Annotated in this window: 20 protein-coding genes; 5 read left to right on the forward strand and 15 right to left on the reverse strand. The window is 62.8% G+C overall.

Translation table 11 applies throughout. The features are described 5' to 3' along the window. Positions 1–217: 217 nt before the first annotated feature. From AKG11_RS21905 to AKG11_RS21975, 15 genes are all read right to left on the reverse strand, one after another. Positions 218–1399: a flagellin N-terminal helical domain-containing protein gene (locus AKG11_RS21905; protein WP_024270503.1), complete on the reverse strand. Its 1182-nt coding sequence runs from the start codon at positions 1397–1399 to the stop codon at positions 218–220. A gap of 292 nt (positions 1400–1691) precedes the next feature. Further along, a complete protein-coding gene (gene fliP, locus AKG11_RS21910) occupies positions 1692–2438 on the reverse strand; it encodes a flagellar type III secretion system pore protein FliP (RefSeq protein WP_024270504.1) in 747 nt (248 codons plus the stop codon). Further along, positions 2435–2953, reverse strand: a complete 519-nt coding sequence (gene fliL / locus AKG11_RS21915) for a flagellar basal body-associated FliL family protein (protein ID WP_050745454.1) — start codon at positions 2951–2953, stop codon at positions 2435–2437. Before fliL ends, fliP begins: the two co-directional genes overlap by 4 nt. A gap of 29 nt (positions 2954–2982) precedes the next feature. Then, a complete protein-coding gene (flgH, locus tag AKG11_RS21920; protein ID WP_050745455.1) occupies positions 2983–3693 on the reverse strand; it encodes a flagellar basal body L-ring protein FlgH in 711 nt (236 codons plus the stop codon). Further along, a complete protein-coding gene (locus AKG11_RS21925; RefSeq protein ID WP_050745456.1) occupies positions 3690–4238 on the reverse strand; it encodes a MotE family protein in 549 nt (182 codons plus the stop codon). Before AKG11_RS21925 ends, flgH begins: the two co-directional genes overlap by 4 nt. Continuing rightward, positions 4235–5347, reverse strand: a complete 1113-nt coding sequence (locus AKG11_RS21930) for a flagellar basal body P-ring protein FlgI (protein WP_037407019.1) — start codon at positions 5345–5347, stop codon at positions 4235–4237. The genes AKG11_RS21925 and AKG11_RS21930 overlap by 4 nt, the downstream gene beginning before the upstream one ends. Beyond that, complete coding sequence (gene flgA, locus AKG11_RS21935; RefSeq protein ID WP_050745457.1) at positions 5347–5856, reverse strand: flagellar basal body P-ring formation chaperone FlgA; 510 nt, start codon at positions 5854–5856, stop codon at positions 5347–5349. The genes AKG11_RS21930 and flgA overlap by 1 nt, the downstream gene beginning before the upstream one ends. Positions 5857–5875: 19 nt before the next feature. Then, positions 5876–6658, reverse strand: a complete 783-nt coding sequence (gene flgG, locus AKG11_RS21940) for a flagellar basal-body rod protein FlgG (RefSeq protein ID WP_023516327.1) — start codon at positions 6656–6658, stop codon at positions 5876–5878. Between the two features lie 9 nt (positions 6659–6667). Beyond that, entirely contained in the window at positions 6668–7006 is a 339-nt protein-coding gene (locus tag AKG11_RS21945; RefSeq protein WP_050745458.1) for a flagellar hook-basal body complex protein FliE, read from the reverse strand. Then, complete coding sequence (flgC, locus tag AKG11_RS21950; protein ID WP_024270506.1) at positions 7003–7422, reverse strand: flagellar basal body rod protein FlgC; 420 nt, start codon at positions 7420–7422, stop codon at positions 7003–7005. Before flgC ends, AKG11_RS21945 begins: the two co-directional genes overlap by 4 nt. Positions 7423–7425: 3 nt before the next feature. Continuing rightward, positions 7426–7809, reverse strand: coding sequence for a flagellar basal body rod protein FlgB (gene flgB / locus AKG11_RS21955; protein WP_024270507.1), 384 nt, complete (start codon positions 7807–7809; stop codon positions 7426–7428). 310 nt (positions 7810–8119) lie between these two features. Beyond that, positions 8120–8686 (reverse strand): hypothetical protein, encoded by a 567-nt coding sequence (locus tag AKG11_RS21960; protein ID WP_050745459.1) that lies wholly within the window; start codon positions 8684–8686, stop codon positions 8120–8122. After that, positions 8683–10068, reverse strand: coding sequence for a flagellar protein export ATPase FliI (gene fliI / locus AKG11_RS21965; protein WP_088016502.1), 1386 nt, complete (start codon positions 10066–10068; stop codon positions 8683–8685). Before fliI ends, AKG11_RS21960 begins: the two co-directional genes overlap by 4 nt. 27 nt (positions 10069–10095) lie before the next feature. Beyond that, complete coding sequence (gene flgF, locus AKG11_RS21970) at positions 10096–10821, reverse strand: flagellar basal-body rod protein FlgF (protein WP_023516095.1); 726 nt, start codon at positions 10819–10821, stop codon at positions 10096–10098. A 1-nt stretch (position 10822) separates the two neighbouring features. Beyond that, positions 10823–11602 (reverse strand): DUF1217 domain-containing protein, encoded by a 780-nt coding sequence (locus AKG11_RS21975; RefSeq protein ID WP_023516094.1) that lies wholly within the window; start codon positions 11600–11602, stop codon positions 10823–10825. A gap of 172 nt (positions 11603–11774) precedes the next feature. On the opposite strand from AKG11_RS21975, the gene motA reads away from it, so the two are divergent. From motA to flhB, 5 genes are all read left to right on the forward strand, one after another. Continuing rightward, complete coding sequence (gene motA, locus AKG11_RS21980) at positions 11775–12647, forward strand: flagellar motor stator protein MotA (RefSeq protein ID WP_024270508.1); 873 nt, start codon at positions 11775–11777, stop codon at positions 12645–12647. Between the two features lie 39 nt (positions 12648–12686). Beyond that, positions 12687–13598, forward strand: a complete 912-nt coding sequence (locus AKG11_RS21985; RefSeq protein WP_037407022.1) for a FliM/FliN family flagellar motor switch protein — start codon at positions 12687–12689, stop codon at positions 13596–13598. 62 nt (positions 13599–13660) lie between these two features. After that, on the forward strand, positions 13661–14257 hold the full coding sequence (gene fliN / locus AKG11_RS21990) for a flagellar motor switch protein FliN (RefSeq protein ID WP_050745461.1): 597 nt from the start codon (positions 13661–13663) through the stop codon (positions 14255–14257). A gap of 30 nt (positions 14258–14287) precedes the next feature. Continuing rightward, positions 14288–15328, forward strand: a complete 1041-nt coding sequence (gene fliG / locus AKG11_RS21995) for a flagellar motor switch protein FliG (protein ID WP_024270510.1) — start codon at positions 14288–14290, stop codon at positions 15326–15328. 57 nt (positions 15329–15385) lie between these two features. Beyond that, the gene (flhB, locus tag AKG11_RS22000) at positions 15386–16519 is read left to right on the forward strand and encodes a flagellar biosynthesis protein FlhB (protein WP_081870590.1); all 1134 of its coding nucleotides are present in this window, start codon (positions 15386–15388) and stop codon (positions 16517–16519) included. Positions 16520–16523: the final 4 nt, after the last annotated feature.

The raw sequence follows: 16523 nt of genomic DNA on the forward strand, positions 1-16523 counted from the left end.
CCGCTTCGATGGCCTTAGCTAATGCCAACATGGTTAAAGCTTTCCTAAGCGGCGCAGAAATTCGGGGGCAGATGGAGTTTTTTTACAACCTTCGCGCGCACGCGCGTGCCAGAAAAGGGTTAAAAAAACGATAAGGCCGCCCCCTTTCGGGAGCGGCCTTATCGAGGTGTTTGATCGAACGGTCAGCCCCCGTTCGTCATTCCCATGTGCTTGCCGATTAACGGAAGAGCGACAGGATGTTCTGCGACGAGCTGTTGGCGATCGACAGCGACTGGATGGCCAGCTGCTGCTGCGTCTGCAGCGCCTTCAGGCGGGTCGATTCTTCGTTCATGTCAGCCTCGACCAGGCGAGCAACGCCCTTGTCGATGGAATCTGTCAGCTTGGAAACGAATTCGTCCTGCAGTTCGATGCGCATGCCGAGCGAACCGAGATCGGCAGCCGCGCTGGTCATGTCTTCGAGCGCCGTGTCGACCATCTGGATCAGGTCGTCAAGTTCGGGACCCGTCGTTGCAGCGGTGATCGTGAAGCCCGAAACCGTCGCATCCGGAATGGTGGACGTCGCCAGCTTCGTTGCGTCGATGGCCCATACGGCCCCGCCGCTGTCCGTTGCGAAGATCTCGTGATCCGTCGCGCCGGACTGGTCGATCGCTTCTACCCAGGTATCGTCAGCAACCTTGACGTAGCCGGGGCGACCGGCCGTACCGCCAACTGCAACGTCGCCGCCAGCGTCGAATGCTGCGTTGTCGGCGATGACCTCGGCGGTCGTGTAACGGACCACGTTGTAGGTGCTCGTCGTGCCGCCGATGTTGACGTTGACTGCAATACCGTTGCCGTCGATCGAGGTTTCGCGATCGAGGATACCAGCTTTGCCGCCGGTCGCATCGAACAGGACCGTCGAAGCGTCGAGGGCGTAGTCGACCTTCTTGACCGAAACGTTGCCGCTGGCATCACGAACGAAGGATGCAACAACGCTCGTGTTGTCGCCGACATTCGCCTTCAGCCAGTTTTCGCCGGAGAAGGAGGCAGCGTCCGAGATGCTCACGAGCTGCTGCTGCAGCTGGGTGATTTCTTCCTGGATCTTGACCTTGTCAACGCCATCTTCCGTCGCCGTTACCAGCTTCTTCTTGATTTCCTTGACGACTTCAATCGAGGAGTTCATACCCGCATAGGCGGTGTCAACCTTGGCAGCGCCGAGGCCGAGGGCGTCCTGAACGGCGGAGAGTGCCATGTTGTCGGAGCGCATGGTGGTCGCGATCGACCAGTAAGCGGCGTTGTCAGACGCGCTACCGACGCGCAGGCCCGAGGATACGCGCGCCTGCGTGTCTTCCATGCCGTTGTTGATGGAGCGCAGCGTCTGGAGCGCAGACATGGCCGCGACGTTGGTGAGAATGCTCGTCATTATCGTTGTCCCTTTGAACATAATACTGGTGGGGGACATACCGGACTGAAAACTTTACCGGTTACGGCGGTTCGGCATCATGCCAACTCGGTTTCTCCAGGGATCTGAAGGGATACCAAACCCGTCGTGTCTGAGCAAAACTCGCAGCCAATCATTGCCAACTCCTTAAATCGACAAAGTGCTTTCGAGCGACCGCCAAGTATGGTTAACCGCTGGTAAATTTTATGGTTAAGAAAAGCTGACGCGCCTGAGCAACGCCAGGACGGCCACGCGATTTTACTGCCGGAATACTTTAGCTGAAGGAGCGGACCAGGCTGCCAACGAGCAGGTTCCAGCCGTCGATGAGGACGAAGAACAGGATCTTGAAGGGCAGCGAAATCGAGGTCGGCGGCAACATCATCATACCCATGGCCATGGTGATGGTGGCAACGATCATGTCGATGACGAGAAAAGGCAGCACGACGAGGAAGCCGATCTCGAAGCCGCGGCGGATTTCCGAGATCATGAAGGCCGGGATGACGACGCGCAGGTCCGCGACGTTGTTTTCGACGACCGTCTGGCCGCGCTCTTCCGCAAGCGAGATGAAGAGTTCGAGGTCCTTGTCACGGGTATTGGCGACCATGAACTCTCGGAAAGGTTCGGCGATGCGCTTGGCCGCCTCCGTCTCGTCGATCTGGTTGGCGATCAGCGGTTCCACGCCGTTCTGCCAGGCCCGGTCGAAGGTCGGAGCCATGACGTAGAAGGTCATGAACAGCGCCAGCGAGACGAGGATCATGTTGGAGGGCGTCGTGGCGAGGCCCATGCCGGAACGAAGGATCGAGAACGCGATGACGAAGCGCGGAAAGCTCGTCACCATGATGAGGATGCCGGGCGCCACCGAAAGCACGGTGAGCAGGCCGAAAGTGCGGATGATCCAAGAGGCGACCGACCCGTCGACCTGCGCGTTCAGCAAATCACCCGGCAGCTGCAATTGCTGCTGGGCGTAGGCCACGCCGGTCATCGCCATCATGGCGACGAAGGTCAGAAGGGCTCGAATCATTCGATCACAAAGGTCCGGAACATGACGTTGGTTACGCGCCCTTCGGACCGAAGGTCAACCCGCTCCTGCAGGTCTTCCCGGAGATATTGGAACCCGCGCGGCCCCTGCACCTGCTGCAGCGAGACCGTGCGCATGTAGGCGAGGATGTCCTGGTGGATTTCCTCGGCCAGCTTGACGTCGGGCACGCCCTTGAACATCAGCGCCACTTCGAGGCGGATGCGGTTGTCCGAGGGATAGGCGAGGTTGCTGGTGATCGGGTCGAGCAGCACGATGCCGTTGGCCTCGGTCGAGATATGCGGCACTTCCTGCGCCGCCTCGCCTTCCGCACCTCCCTCGCCGCCGGCCTCCGCCTTCGCCACCTCTTCCGCCGGCTTTTCGGCGGGCGGCGGGGCCAGCATGTTGCCCACCAGCCAGCCGCCGCCAGCCGCGAGCAGCGTCAGCACGGCGATGGCCGCGATGGTGATGACCAGGGTCGGATTCTTCTTTTCCGCGACGACCTCGTCTTCGTCCGCCATGTTCGTCTTCCAGTCTTGTCAGGGCTTGGTCAAAGCGGCGAGAGCAGATCGACGGCCTGCTGGCCCCATGGCGGCTGCTGCACTTCGGTCAGGCGACCACGACCACCATAGGAGATGCGGGCTTCCGCGATGCGCTCGTAGGCGATCTGGTTGTCGGCATCGACATCCTGCGGGCGCACGATCCCGGCGACGTTGAGGATGCGCAGTTCGTGGTTGACGCGCACTTCCTGCGAACCGCTGATCAGGAGATTGCCGTTCTCGATGACGCCCGTCACGACAGCGGCAACGAGCAGGTTCAGCCGCTCGGACCGTTCCGTCGAGCCGTCGCCCTTGGTGCTGGTCGAGGAGCCGTATTTAAGGTCGGCTTCCGTATCGACCTTGAAATTGTTGCCCGAGCCGCCGAAACCGAAGTTCATGCCGCTTTTGTTGGTACGCGAACGGTCGGTCTTGTTGTCGAACGTGGCGCGATCGTTGACGCGGATGTTGACGGTCAGGATGTCGCCGACCTTGAAGGCGCGCGAATCCTTGAAGAGCGCAGACTGCTGGTCGCTCCAGATCGAATAGCCGGCGACCGCGGTGCGCGGCTGCTTGGGATACATGGCCATCTGCGGCGTTTCCGCGTAGTTGAGGCCGCTGCCGATCGGGCTCATCGAGGGAGCCCTGCCGATTTCGTCGATGGCCTGGCTCGTGCAGCTCGAAAGCGTGAACGCCACGGCGAGTGCGGAGGCGATCTTCTTCATGACGGGTCCTTTGCCTTTGACGTATTCGGATCGCCCGCAATGGCGATGAGACGGGTGAGCAGCGCAGCCTTGTCGGCCGGCATTTCAGCCAGAATGGTGCTCGATTGGCGCGGCGGCAGCTTCATGACGATCGCCGAGGCGATCTCCGGATTGATCTCGGCAAGCTGCGCAGCCGCGGCGTCAGGCTTCATCTTGCGATAGATCTCGACGAGCCCGCCCTCGGCCGTCTTGAGGAAGTTGTTGCGACGGTTCAGCCAGTCCTCGTATTCGGCGCGACGGGTTTCCAGCGTCTTGATGCGCGCGTCGATATCCTTCTGGAGGTTTTCCAGTTCCTGCTTCTGAAGCAGGTAGCGCTGGTCGCGCGCAGCGTCTGCGATATTCGTGCAGAACTCGCGGATCTCGTCGGCGGTCGCCTTGGTCGTCATGATGACGGGGCGTTCCTCGGCGAAGGCGCCGGGAATGGCCATGAGCACGAAGCCGGCCAGCGGCAGTGCGAGCTTGCGCGCCAGCGTCTTCACGGCAGTAAGGGTCGTGACATCGGTCATTGCAGTACCAGTTCTGCCTGGAGGGCGCCTGCGGTCTTGATGCTCTGCAGGATGGAGATGATGCCATCCGGCTTGACGCCGATACTGTTGAGACCGGTGACCAGCGAGCGCAGGCTCGAACCGTCGAGCAGGGCGACCGTGCCGCCATCCTGCTGGACGAGGATGTCCGTGTTCGGCTCGATCGCCGTCTCGCCTCTGGAGAAGGGTTCCGGCTGCACGACCTTCGGCATTTCGTTGATCTGCACGGTGAGCGTTCCGTAGCTCACCGCGACAGGTGAGATGCGGACGTCCTGGCCGATGACGATCGTCCCGGTACGCTCGTTGACGACGACACGCGCGGGCGCATCGGTCTCGATGACGAGGTTCTCGATATCGGCCATCAGGCGGGAGAGATCCGCCATCTTCGGCTTGGAAACGTAGACCGACTGCGAATCGCGCGACTCGGCGATCGGCGATCCGTACTGTGCGGCCGCATAGCGGTTGATCGCGTCCGCCATGCCGACGGACGTGGAGAAATCGGGGTTGCGCAGCTGCAGCACGAGATCGGAGCTGTCCTTGAAGCGCGAGGGAAGCTCACGCTCGATGATCGCGCCGTTCGGTACGCGGCCGGCCGTGGTGACGCCCTGCTGCACCGTGGCGGCCTCACCACCGGCGCTGATGCCGGTGACGACGATCGAACCCTGCGCGACTGCGTAGATCTGGCCGTCGGCGCCGGAGAGCGAGGTCATGACAAGCGTGCCGCCACGCAGCGACGAGGCATCGCCGAGCGAACCGACGGTCACGTCGATGCGGCTGCCGGGGCTCGCGAAGGGCGGCAGGTTGGCGGTGACGAGCACGGCCGCGATGTTCTTGGCGCGCGTCTGGGTGCCAACCATGGAGATGCCGAGGTTCTGCAGCATCGCCCGCATGGACTGTTCCGTGAAGGGCGAGGACCGCATGCTGTCGCCCGTACCCTGGAGGCCGACAACGAGGCCGTAGCCGATCAGCTGGTTGTCGCGGCCGGCCTGCAGCGAGGCGACATCCTTGATGCGGGCTGCCGGCAACGCCGGCCCGGCTGCCAGCATGAGGCAGGCGAGGACGGCAAGGGCACGGGAGAATAGATCACGCATCATTTCGCCACCACATGCACGGTTCCGTCCGCCATGACCGTGCCGGAGACGATCACGCCCGAATCCTTGTTGCGGACCCGGATGAGTTCGCCGACGGCGGCATCCTGCAGAGGCGTGCCGTTGGTGCGGATGACGAGCGAGCCATCGTCGAAGACCATCTGCACGGTGGTGCCACGGTTCACGAGAAAAGGTTCACGCAGGGCCGAGACGAGGATGACGCGGCCGGGCAACAGGGTGCGCTTGGTGATGAGCCCGTTGACGTCGGAGATGCTTTCGGCAAATCCCTTGACGATGTTCGGGTTGGTCACCTCGACCACCTCGAGCTGCCCCGCCTGGATCTCCTCGCCGGGATAGATGATGCGCTTGGGCACGACGGCGGTGCGCACATCGGCCAGAGCCGCATCGGCCACGAGAAGACCGACGAGCGCGGCGGGCGCGACGAGGGCCGCGCTCCACCGGGCTGACAGGGTCTTTCCACTCCGAAGAGCTGCTTTCAGGCGAAACATCATGTTCCCCGCGTGTTGGGTGTTATCTCAGGTTCTTGCTGACCACGGCCGCCATTTCGTCCGCGGCCTGGATGATCTTGGAGTTCATCTCATAGGCGCGCTGGGCGGAGATCAGGTCGGTGATTTCCTTGACCGGATCGACGTTGGAGGCTTCAAGGTAGTTCTGCTGGATATAGGCGAAGCCCGCTTCGTCAGGCGCGCCGACATTGGCCGGGCCGGAGGCAGCGGTTTCGCGGAAGAGGTTTTCGCCGAGCGGCTCGAGACCGGCTTCGTTGACGAAATTCGCCAGCGTGATCTGGCCGAGTTCCTGCTGCTCGCCGCCGACCGTCGCATAAACCTGGCCGGACTTGCTGACGGTAATCTCCGTCGCATCCTGCGGCACGTTGATGCCCGGCACGACCGTATAGCCGTCGAGGGTCACGAGCTGGCCTTCGGCATTGGTGTTGAAGGCGCCGGCGCGGGTGTAGAGCGTCGACCCGTCTGCGGCCTCGATCTGGAACCAGCCACGACCGATCAGCGCGAGGTCGAAGGAGTTGCCCGTGCTCGTCAGGCCGCCCTGGAGATGCAGGTTGCGGATGGCGGCCGTCTTGACGCCGAGGCCGATGATGGCGCCTTCCGGCACCACTGCCTGGTTGGCACGGTTCGGCACGCCGGCGGCGCGTTCGGTCTGGTAGAGCAGGTCGGAGAATTCGGCGCGGGCGCGCTTGAAGCCGGTCGTGTTGATGTTCGCGATGTTGTTCGCGATGACTTCAAGGTTGGTCTGCTGCGCGTTCATGCCGGTGGCGGCGATGGCAAGGGCTTTCATGTCCGGTCCTCAGATCTGCATTCTTGCGACTTCGAGATAGGCGGTGACGACCTTGTCGCGGATGGCGATCGCGGTCTGCAGCGTCTGCTCGGCACTCATGACGGCATCGACCACTTCGCGGGTCGTCGCCTTGCCCTGGATGGCTTCGAACGACTTGGTCTCGCTGAGTTTCAGCGCGTTGGTCATATCCGTCGCCATGTCACCCATCACCTGGGCGAAGCTCATCTGGGTTCCCGTTCCCTGCGCGGCCGCACCGGAGGCGGAAACCGAATTGGACGTCTCGGTGGTGACGCCCGAGAGGGCGTTGGTGGAGAAGAGCGAACCGACGCCCTTTACGCTTTCGATCATTGCGAGGCCCTCAGGAGGTCGATGGTCGCCGAGATCAGGTCACGCGACTGCTTGATGCTCTGCAGGTTGGCTTCATAGGAACGATTGGCTTCCCGCATGTCGGCCATTTCGATCAGCATGTTGACGTTCGGCATCTTGACGATGCCCTCGGCATTGGCCGCCGGGTTGCCGGGATCGTACTCCGTCGAGAACTCGCCCTCGTCGAAGCCGAGGCGTTCGACCTCGACGAGCGAGGCACCGGACGCCCGGTCGAGTTCGGCCGCAAAGGTCACCGTCTTGCGGCGGAAGGGATCGGCACCGGGGACGTCGCCGGTCGAACGGGCGTTCGCCAGGTTCTCCGAGACGATGCGGATACGGGTGGATTGCGCCTCAAGTCCCGAGGCCGCGACTTTCAGTGAAGCTAAGAGCGGATCCATTTTTTACCTTCTGACTGTCATCAGCATCATGCGATGAAAGGCCTTGACGAGGCCGGCATTCAACTCGAACTCACGCTTGACCTGGCCCTCTTTCATGAGTTCCTCGGCAAGGCCGACCGTGTTGCCGGACTCCTGCACGCCGATCCCGTCGGTGGGCTTGGTTTCGACGACGCGGCTCGCCATCTCGCCGCCATCGGTGAGATGGCCCGGCTGGGTCGCCGCCATGCGGATGCCCGTCGTTTCGAGCACCGCCTGAAAGGGCGTGACGTCCTTCGCCTTGAAAGCGGGGGTGTTGGCGTTGGCGATGTTGCCTGCAACCACACTCTGGCGGACGGATAGCCATTCGGCTTGTTTCGAGGCCAGTTCAAACAGTTGTATCGGTTGCATGACAAGCTCCATCCTTGTTCATGGCGAACCTACGGAGCCAATCTTGCGTCAGACTTGCTGCGCGGCGGTTTATCGGCAACCTGCTGAATTTGCGGGAGAATAAGTGCTGCGTCTTTCGGATACGCGCGGGGTGCGCGCCCTCATCCGGCCTGCCGGCCACCCTCTCCCCGCAGGTGGGGCGAAGGGATATGCCGTACCGGTTTCCTCAACCCAACACCCGCTCGAGGCGGCAAGCCTCCTCTCGCGCTTGCGGGAAGAGGGCTAGGGTGAGGGCAAAGCCACGGGCAATCGCCTTGCCCGCGGAGGTTCGTCAGTTGCGCTTGATGATGTCGCCGTTCGAGGTGACGATGACCCACGCGCCGTCGCGCTGTTCGAGGGTCGCAAGACGGCTGTTGTCCGGCAGGATCGAGCCGACGCGCACGATATACATGCCGCTGGCATCCTCGATCAGCGCCCGACCGTTCGCCACATGCATCAGCCGAAAGCCGGACGAGGCCGGCAGCGGCTGGTCGAGGCCAGTTTCGACCGGTGTGCCGAGCGCCTTGTCCTTCTCGCCGACGCTGGGCGCGGTGGCCGTCGAGACCGGGTCGAGGCTTTCCAGCCCCGGATCGTTGTCGTCGTCCACCATGGCGGCGGGCGAAACGCTCATCACTTCCTTTGCCGCCGTTTCCGGCAGATCGCGCGTCGTGCCCTCCCAGAGGGCCGGCACGGAGAATTTTTCCGGATTCAGGAAGACATACCACGGGAAGAAGGCCGCCATGGCGGCGAGCAGCACGCCCGTGCCCACCAACAGCTTGTCGCCCGTCGAATAGCGTCCCTTTTCCGCGCGCTTCATCGGCTGAATGGTCTGGTCCGCGTCGAAATCCGTCACTGTCATCCCCTTCTCGTTGCCGGCGCACCGCCCTGCCCGGCCGCATTCTTCAGCGCCGTGGCAAGATCGGAGAATGCATCGCCGGCAGGCCGTTCGCCCGGCGTCTGTTTCAGAACCTCATAGATGATCGGCACCTGCTTGATCGCCATGTCGAGATCGGGATCGGCTCCCGGCCGGTAGCCGCCGATGAGGCGCAGGTCGCGCGTTTCCTCGAAGCGATGGATCAGCGCCTTCAGCCGCGCGACCAGCCGCTCCTGGTCCGGCGTCCAGGCCTTGCGGGCAAGACGCGAGATCGAGGCGAGCGGGTTGATCGGCGGATAGCGGCCCTCTTCGGCAAGGCTTCGCTCCAACACGATATGACCATCGAGGATACCGCGCGTCGAATCGGCGATCGGGTCGTTGTGGTTGTCGCCGTCGACGAGGATCGAGATGATTGCGGTGATCGTGCCCGCGCCCTCCGCACCCGGCCCGGCCCGCTCCAGGAGGCGCGGCAGCTCGGTGAAGACGGAGGCAGGATAGCCGCGGGCGATCGGCGGTTCGCCGGAGGCCGTCGCCACCTCGCGGATCGCATGGGCGAAGCGCGTCACGCTGTCGATGATCAGGAGCACGTTGTCGCCCTGGTCGCGATAGTGTTCGGCGATCGTCACGGCGGTCAGCGGCGCCATCTTGCGCAGCATCGGGCTTTCGTCACTGGTCGCGACGACCGCGACGGATTTCGCCAGGTTGTCGCCCAGCGTGTCCTCGATGAATTCACGCACTTCGCGGCCGCGTTCGCCGACCAGCGCAATGACCACCTTGTCGAAGGCATCGGCCCGCGCCAGCATCGAGAGCAGCGTCGACTTGCCGACACCCGAGCCGGCGAAGATGCCGAGGCGCTGGCCGAGGCAGAGCGGGGCGAAGATATCGACCGCGCGCACGCCGGTGGAAAACCCCGTCTCGACACGCTTGCGCGTCATCGAGGGCGGGGCGGAATTGGAAATCGAGCGCCGCACGCCGCCCTGGACGAGCGGGCCCAGTCCATCGATCGGCTCGCCGAGCGCATTGATCGTACGACCGCACCAGTCCGATGTCGGCGCGACGCGGAACGCGCCCTTGCGGATGACCACGTCGTGGATGCCGATCGGCTCGCCCGGCTCGATCGGGCAGACGACGACCGTCTCTGGTTCGACGCGGACGACCTCGCCGAGATGGATGCCGGTCGGGCTGCGATGCGCGACGAATTCGCCGAGCCGCACATGGCGCGACAGGCCGCTGACCGTGTAGTTCCCGGCCGCAATGGTCTGGACATGGCCGCCATGCGCCACGGAGAATTCCGGGGAGGAGTACCGTTTGACGAGGCCTGCCAGCGCATTCAGCTTGCCGCCGGCCCTGCCCGTTTCGCTGCTCATGCCGTCCTGTGCCGAACTCATGGGCGTTTACCGGTTTCCGCCGAAGGTGCGGATGGCTTCCTTCAGCGATTCCTCTGAGTCGCGCATCAGCGAGGCGACGCTTTCGAAGGCGCGCGTGACCTGGATCAGCTGCGTCATCTCGCCGATGGCATTGACGTTGGATTCCTCGATGTAGCCCTGCACCACACCGGCATCGATGCGATCGACGACCGGTTCCGGCGGGATGTTGGTGATGATGCCGCTGTTGCCGGCGCGCACGAAGCCGCCGGAAAGGTCTGCCTGGAACAGGCCGAGTGCGGCGATGGGCTGGCCGTTCTGGTTGAGCTGGCCGTCGGCGCTGAGCAGGATCGGCCCATTGGCGAGATCGAGCTGGATCGGTCCGCCGCCGGCATCGAGCACGGCATAACCGTTGAGGGTGACGAGCTCGCCGGCATCCGTCACCGTGAAGCGTCCGTCGCGCGTCAGCGTCGGGCCGGAAGGCGTCTGCACCTGGAACCAGGCATCGCCCTTGATGGCGAAGTCGAGCGTGCCGCCTGTCTCGGTCATGCCGCCGCTACGCGTGGAGAGGAACTCGTTGCCCTGCGACACGAAGGCGACGTCGGCGACCTTCTGGTCGCTGACGACCTGATTGAACTTTATTTCCGTGGCACGGAAGCCGACCGTCGTCGAGTTCGCGACATTGTCGGCCAGCGTCGTCAGGCGGCGGTCGAGCGCAAGCTGGGACGAAAGCGATACATAGAGTCCGGTCTGCACGTCAGCGACCTCCGAGTTTCAGATTGTTGATGGAAATGAGGAGATCCGTCGAAATGCCTGTCAGGCTCGACGGCTGGAAAGCGGTCATCGGGTCATAGCTGCCCGACGGGTTTTCCAGTTCCCACATGGAGGTGAAGCGCTCGAGGAACTTGCCGACCTTCGAGGTGTCCTTGAAGTCCTCGAGATTGAGCACGTCCTCGTAAAATTCCGCCTGCCGGTCGATATCGGTGGCCGCAAATTCTGCCGGAAGCTGCAGCGCGGTGCGCACGACCTGCGCCAGCGCATCATCGGCGATGATCGAGTAACCCGATGTGATGGAAGTAGCCATACGCTCGAAGTAGAGCGCGAGCCGCACGCCGGTATTGTCCTCGCCGGCACTGACCTCCAGCGTCTGGCGGGTATATTTGTCGACGACGCCCTTCTGCGCACGCTCGAAGGTGGTGGCAACCTCACCGTGTCTGGCGAAGTTCAGCGACTGTGCCAGCTCCTTGTAGCGCGTGTCCGAGAGCTGGTTGGCGAAAGCCGCCTTGTCGTCCACGCCTTCCGTCAGCACCTTGCGCATGAAGGCCTTGGCATAGGCCATGTCCTCCAGCCCGTGCGCCTTCATCGCGTAGTTGTAGAGCCTGGCATCGGCGAAGAAATCGTCGACCGACTTCACGCTGCCGATCTTGGCGAGATAGTATTCCGTCTCGCGCTTGACGTCCGGCTGCTCCGAAACGCGCTTCAGCGACGTCTGGAGGTCTGCGGTAATCAGCTTGTAGCTCGTATAGGTGGTCGTCACGATGGGCCGCCGATCAAGGTTCGGGAGGGCATGAATGCCCGTTTTGAACCATGATCCTCGCGGCTTTTGCTTGCGCGAACCTGATCGGTAAACCTGCCGTTAGGTACAGCTTCACGCAAGGCTGGAACCGTATTTCCGGAACGGTCAGAATTGTGTCGGGACACCTGCGCTCATGAACATCATTATCGGTCTAATCGTTACCTTCGGCTGCGTCCTTGGCGGCTACATGGCCATGGGTGGTCATCTGGAAGTGCTGAACCAGCCCTTCGAACTCCTGATCATCGGCGGCGCCGGGATCGGCGGCTTCATCGTGGCCAACACGATGAAGGTGATCAAGGAGACCGGAAAGGCGCTCGGCGAGGCCTTCAAGCACAAGGTTCCGAAGGAGCGCCACTACCTCGATACGCTCGGCGTGCTCTACAGCCTGATGCGGGACCTGCGCACCAAGTCGCGCAACGAGATCGAGGCGCATATCGACAATCCGGCCGAATCGCCGATCTTCCAGTCCGCCCCGACGGTGCTCGCCAACAAGGAACTGACCGCCTTCATCTGCGACTACGTCCGCCTCATCATCATCGGCAATGCCCGCAGCCACGAGATCGAGGCGCTGATGGACGAGGAAATCCAGACAATCACCCGCGACAAGATGAAACCCTATCATGCGCTTGGCACGATGGGCGACGCCTTCCCGGCCATCGGCATCGTCGCCGCCGTTCTCGGCGTTATCAAGGCCATGGGCGCCATCAACGAGAGCCCGGAAGTGCTCGGCGGCAAGATCGCCGCCGCCCTCGTCGGCACGCTGCTCGGGGTGTTCCTGTCCTATTCGATCGTCACGCCGATCATCACCAACATCAAGGTGGTGCGCGAAAAGCAGAACCGCCTCTACATCATCGTCAAGCAGACGCTGCTCGCCTACATGAACGGCTCCGTGCCGCAGGTGGCGCTGGAATATGGCCGCAAGACCATCTCCTCCTACGAGCGCCCGTCGATCGACGCGGTGGAACAGGAAATGATGAATCCCGGCGGCGGTTCGAAGGCGGCCTAAGAGATGAAGGATGCACGCGTGACCGAAGCCCCTTCAGCCATGGACCCGATCGTTCTCGCCCGCCTCACCGGCCGGCTCGGCGACCAGGCGACAATCTCCAAGCTCTGCGCCAGCCTCGGCGACGTCTTCGCCGAATTCCTGCCGGACATGCTGGAAAACGAACTCGGTTTCGAAGTTGCGGTCTCCTATGCGGGGTTTGCGACGGGCAAATACGGCCCGCTGGTCGAAGGCCTCGGCGGTGCTATGGCCTGCTGCGACGCGTCGCTGCGCAACTGGTGCGATCGATTCACGCTGATCTGCGACAGCCCGATGATCATCACGCTGGTCGAGAACATGCTTGGCGCCGTCAGCGATGCGATCGACGACCCGGAACCGCGCCCGCTCTCCAAGATCGAGCTCGACCTTGCGGCGATGATGTTCGACCGGATTTCCGGCGTTCTGAAGTCCGCGGTCATGGGCGCCAACGGATTTGAACCCTTCCTTGGCCCGGCGCACAATGTGGAAACCCGCAAGGCCTGCGAGGACGGTACGGACGAGGCCTTCGTCGCCATGGTCAACATGGCCGTTGGCATCGGCCCGGTGCTTTCGACCTTCCACGTCATCGTGCCGCAAGCCGTTCTCCTGAAATCGAACATCACCGCGCCGAAGCCTGCCAATGCGCCGAAGACCCGCGTCGAGTGGAGCGAGCAGCTCGGCGAGCAGGTCCGCCGCTCCAAGGTGTCGCTCGAGGCGCGCATCCGCCTGGAAGCGCAGACTCTCGACACGATCAGCCGCCTGCAGGCAGGTGACATCATCCCGTTCAACGAGGCCGGCGACGTTCGCGTGGAGGTCAATGCGAACGGCCGCAACCTCTATGTCTGCGAATTCGGCCGCTCCGGCGCCCGCTACACGGTTCGCGTCAAGGATACATACGGCTCGGAGGAAGACATCCTCCAGCACCTCATCGGATAGTTTGGGCATGATGCCTGCCTGGCGGCACGCCTCGGGCAAGTTTCGAATGGAATAGTGGTCTTATGGCACCGAAGAAAACACCCATCGTTGACGACATGACGTCTTCCCTCAATGCGGGCGACCAGGAACTGGAGCAGGCGATCGACGACCTGCGCGGCGTTCTTCAGAAAGATACTTCCGGCGGCTTTGCCACCGACCTTCCGGCGACCGTCGACAACGACCCGCTGGCCGCCTTCGGCGGCGATTTCGGCTCCTCGGACTTCGGCGGTGGCGCGACCACTCCGGACTTCGGCGCCGGCGCTGGCGCCAGCTTCGGCGGTTCGGATTTCGGTGGCGGAACCGATTTCGGCGGCAGCGACTTCGGCGCCGAGCCGGGCGAAGCCGCACGGCCGGGCAGCGCATTGCAGTCCAATCTCGACCTCATCATGGATATCCCGATCGATCTGCAGATCGTGCTCGGCTCCTCGCAGATGCAGGTCTCCAGCCTCATGAACCTTTCCGAGGGCGCCACGATCGCGCTGGACCGCCGCATCGGCGAACCCGTCGAGGTCATGGTCAACGGTCGCGTCATCGGCCGCGGCGAGATCACCGTTCTTGAAAACGACGACACCCGCTTCGGGGTCAAGCTCATCGAAGTGAAGAGTACACGCAAAGTCTGATACCGGTTGAGGTCTCAGGGGGATGGATCCATGATGGATTTCGAAAATTTCGGCACCTCCACTGCGGTCGGTGCACCGCTGTCGCAGGTCGAGAAGGCGGCAGCCGTGCTTCTCGCCATGGGCAAGGGTGTTGCCGGCAAGCTCTTGAAATATTTCACACAGAGCGAACTTCAGGCGATTATCGCCGCTGCGCAGAACCTGCGCGCCATCCCGCCCCATGAGCTGATCGATCTCGTCAACGAGTTCGAGGACCTCTTCACCGAAGGGGCCGGCCTGATGGACAATGCCAAGATGATGGAAGGCATTCTCGAAGAGGGCCTGACGCCGGACGAAGTGGACGGCCTGCTCGGCCGTCGCGCCGCCTTCCAGGCCTACGAGACGACCATCTGGGACCGCCTGCAGGATGCGGATCCGGTCTTCGTGGCAAAGTTCCTGCTCAACGAGCACCCGCAGACCATCGCCTACATCCTCTCCATGATGCCCTCGGCCTTCGGCGCCAAGGTGCTTCTGGAAATCCCGGACGATCACCGCGCGGACATCATCAACCGCACCGTCAATCTGAAGGATGCGAGCCCGAAGGCGACCGCGATCGTCGAGGCACGCGTCATCGAAATGATCAACGCGCTGGACGCCGAACGCAATTCGATCGGTTCGAACAAGGTCGCAGACCTCATGAACGAGCTGGAGAAGTCGCAGGTCGACGAAATGCTCGCCTCGCTCGAAACGGTCTCCACCGAATCGGTCAAGAAGGTCCGTCCGAAGATCTTCCTCTTCGAAGACGTGCTCTACATGCCGCAGAGAAGCCGCGTGTCGCTGTTCAACGACGTTTCCGGCGACATCATTACGGCGGCGCTGCGCGGTGCCTCGATGGAACTGCGCGAATCGGTCCTATCGTCGATCGGCGCACGCCAGCGCCGCATGATCGAATCCGATCTTGCGGCCGGCGACCAGGGCGTCAACCCGCGCGAAGTGGCGATCGCCCGCCGCTCGATCACGCAGGAAGCCATCCGTCTCGCCGCGGCCGGACAAATCCAGTTGAAGGAAAAGGACGAGGAGCGCCAGGCGGCCTGATCCTCCTTGACACGGTAGCGCCACAGGCGGAGCGTATCTGCGGCCCGAATCTCCAGAATGGGGGTTCGGGCCGTTTGTTTTTGGCCGCCCTCGACGGCCCGGGAGCGCGACGTGTCGGACGACGACAAGGACAGTAAAACAGAACTTCCGACCGAGAAGAAGATTCGCGACGCGATGGAGAAGGGCAACACACCCTTTTCGCGCGAGATCACCATCTTCGCCTCGACGCTCGCGATCTATCTCTTTCTCGTCTTCTTCATGCCGGGCGGCGTTTCCCGCATGAACGAAACGCTGCGCGACTTCTTCGAGCAGCCGGAGGCCTGGAACCTCAAGACCGGCACCGACGTCATCGCCATCTTCCGCCACCTGGGCTGGGAAGCCGGTGCGATGCTTCTGCCCATTCTCGCGATGATGATGCTCTTCGGCATCGCCTCCTCGGTTCTGCAGAACCTGCCGAGCCCGGTCATGGAGCGCGTGCGCCCGCAGATCTCCCGCCTCAGTCCAATGAAGGGCCTCAGCCGCCTCTTCGGCAAGCAGGGCCTCGTCGAGTTCGGCAAGTCGCTGATCAAGATCCTCATCGTCTCGCTGGTCGTGGCATTCGCCATGCGCGGCGACTACTTCGCCTCGCTCGACACCATGTTTTCCGAGCCGGCGGCGCTCGTCTACATGATGACGTCCGACATCAACAAAGTGCTGCTGATCATCCTTTTCGCCACCGCGCTGATCGCCGGCATCGACTTCGCCTGGACGCGTCATCACTGGTTTTCAGAGCTGATGATGACGAAACAGGAAGTGAAGGAGGAAATGAAACAGTCGCAGGGCGACCCGATCGTGAAGGCCCGCATGCGCTCGATCCAGCGCGACCGCGCACGGCGCCGCATGATCACGGCCGTGCCGCGCGCCACGCTCGTCATCGCCAACCCGACCCACTTCGCCGTCGCACTGCGCTACGTGCGCGAGGAGGGCGATGCCCCGGTGATCGTCGCAAAGGGCCAGGACCTCGTCGCACTGAAGATTCGTGAGATCGCCGAGGAGAACGGAATACCGGTTTTCGAAGACCCGCCGCTCGCACGCTCAATGTTTGCGCAAGTCTCGGTGGATAGTGTCATTCCGCCGGTGTTCTACAAAGCCGTGGCGGAGCTGATTCACCGGGTTTATGCAGCTTCGCCCCAGACCAGACGGGTAAACTAGATCC

It is taken from the genome of Shinella sp. SUS2, assembly GCF_001262505.1.
In the GTDB taxonomy this organism is placed as follows: Bacteria; Pseudomonadota; Alphaproteobacteria; order Rhizobiales; family Rhizobiaceae; genus Shinella.

Bases quoted from the DNA above. Each gene is read 5' to 3' on its own strand.
- AKG11_RS21905 (WP_024270503.1), bottom strand. From the start codon at position 1,399: ATGACGAGCATTCTCACCAACGTCGCGGCCATGTCTGCGCTCCAGACG.
- fliP (WP_024270504.1), bottom strand. From the start codon at position 2,438: ATGATTCGAGCCCTTCTGACCTTCGTCGCCATGATGGCGATGACCGGC.
- fliL (WP_050745454.1), bottom strand. From the start codon at position 2,953: ATGGCGGACGAAGACGAGGTCGTCGCGGAAAAGAAGAATCCGACCCTG.
- flgH (WP_050745455.1), bottom strand. From the start codon at position 3,693: ATGAAGAAGATCGCCTCCGCACTCGCCGTGGCGTTCACGCTTTCGAGC.
- AKG11_RS21925 (WP_050745456.1), bottom strand. From the start codon at position 4,238: ATGACCGATGTCACGACCCTTACTGCCGTGAAGACGCTGGCGCGCAAG.
- AKG11_RS21930 (WP_037407019.1), bottom strand. From the start codon at position 5,347: ATGCGTGATCTATTCTCCCGTGCCCTTGCCGTCCTCGCCTGCCTCATG.
- flgA (WP_050745457.1), bottom strand. From the start codon at position 5,856: ATGATGTTTCGCCTGAAAGCAGCTCTTCGGAGTGGAAAGACCCTGTCA.
- flgG (WP_023516327.1), bottom strand. From the start codon at position 6,658: ATGAAAGCCCTTGCCATCGCCGCCACCGGCATGAACGCGCAGCAGACC.
- AKG11_RS21945 (WP_050745458.1), bottom strand. From the start codon at position 7,006: ATGATCGAAAGCGTAAAGGGCGTCGGTTCGCTCTTCTCCACCAACGCC.
- flgC (WP_024270506.1), bottom strand. From the start codon at position 7,422: ATGGATCCGCTCTTAGCTTCACTGAAAGTCGCGGCCTCGGGACTTGAG.
- flgB (WP_024270507.1), bottom strand. From the start codon at position 7,809: ATGCAACCGATACAACTGTTTGAACTGGCCTCGAAACAAGCCGAATGG.
- AKG11_RS21960 (WP_050745459.1), bottom strand. From the start codon at position 8,686: ATGACAGTGACGGATTTCGACGCGGACCAGACCATTCAGCCGATGAAG.
- fliI (WP_088016502.1), bottom strand. From the start codon at position 10,068: ATGAGCAGCGAAACGGGCAGGGCCGGCGGCAAGCTGAATGCGCTGGCA.
- motA (WP_024270508.1), top strand. From the start codon at position 11,775: ATGAACATCATTATCGGTCTAATCGTTACCTTCGGCTGCGTCCTTGGC.
- AKG11_RS21985 (WP_037407022.1), top strand. From the start codon at position 12,687: ATGGACCCGATCGTTCTCGCCCGCCTCACCGGCCGGCTCGGCGACCAG.
- fliN (WP_050745461.1), top strand. From the start codon at position 13,661: ATGGCACCGAAGAAAACACCCATCGTTGACGACATGACGTCTTCCCTC.
- fliG (WP_024270510.1), top strand. From the start codon at position 14,288: ATGATGGATTTCGAAAATTTCGGCACCTCCACTGCGGTCGGTGCACCG.
- flhB (WP_081870590.1), top strand. From the start codon at position 15,386: ATGGGGGTTCGGGCCGTTTGTTTTTGGCCGCCCTCGACGGCCCGGGAG.